Genomic DNA, 740 nt, shown 5'->3' on the forward strand with positions numbered 1-740 from the left:
CAGCCGTCGAGCCGCAACAGCATTTCGCCGCCGGGCCGGACGAAGGGCAGCGTCTGGAAGGGTTCGCCACGGCCGATGGCGCGCACTATGTCGATACGGGAAACGACCGTGCCGTGCTCGCCCTTGGCCCAGCGGACGAAGGCGAAGACGCTGCCCGGCGCGAAGCCGACGACGCTGCGGCGGCGGTCGATGATCTGTTCGTAGCTTTTGCGGCCGAAGCGTATCCAGTGCTCGACCTTACGTTTCTCGAAGGTCAGTTCGACCAGGGTTGTGAAGGGTGCGGGACCGTCCGGCAGCGGACGGCCGTGCATGCGGCGGGCCGCCTTGCCGGTCATGGCTGGTCTCCTTCGGAGGGTGGAAATTCGCGGGCGAGCAGGTCGCGCAGCATGTCGGTGACGGTGATGCCGCGCCGGAAGGCCGCGACCTTGATGCGGCCGCGCAGCTCGGCGGTGATGTCGATGGTCAGGCGGGCGGTGAACGCTTCGCCGGCGGTCTTGCCGCCCGGCGGCGTTTCGGCCGCCTTGATCCAGCTTTCGGGATTGCCCGGCCGGGACGCGAAACCGGACTTGCGGATACGCCCGGTCATGGCGTGGCCTTCCCGATCCGTAGCCGGTCGATCTCGGCGGCAAGCGCGACGATCTCGCGCGCGGCCGGGCTGTCCGCGTCGATCTCGGATGCAAGCCGGCCGGACTGCGCGGCGTCGGCGAAGACGCGCGCTGGCCGATGGTGGCGGCGAGCAA

The 740-nt window shown here is 69.6% G+C and carries 2 protein-coding genes and 1 pseudogene; all 3 read right to left on the bottom strand.

What is annotated here, in order from left to right:
* Nucleotides 1-335: DUF2840 domain-containing protein (locus JCM21793_RS23205; RefSeq protein WP_025031886.1), on the bottom strand; the 335-nt coding region annotated here is incomplete at its 3' end.
* The gene (locus JCM21793_RS23210; RefSeq protein ID WP_025031887.1) at nucleotides 332-586 is read right to left on the bottom strand and encodes a hypothetical protein; all 255 of its coding nucleotides are present in this window, start codon (nucleotides 584-586) and stop codon (nucleotides 332-334) included. The genes JCM21793_RS23205 and JCM21793_RS23210, both read right to left, overlap by 4 nt.
* Nucleotides 583-740, bottom strand: a pseudogene (locus JCM21793_RS30805) (ParA family partition ATPase); the annotation flags it as partial. The gene JCM21793_RS23210 and the pseudogene JCM21793_RS30805, both read right to left, overlap by 4 nt.

The organism is Nitratireductor aquibiodomus NL21 = JCM 21793 (genome assembly GCF_000615975.1).
Taxonomy (GTDB): domain Bacteria; phylum Pseudomonadota; class Alphaproteobacteria; order Rhizobiales; family Rhizobiaceae; genus Nitratireductor; species Nitratireductor aquibiodomus.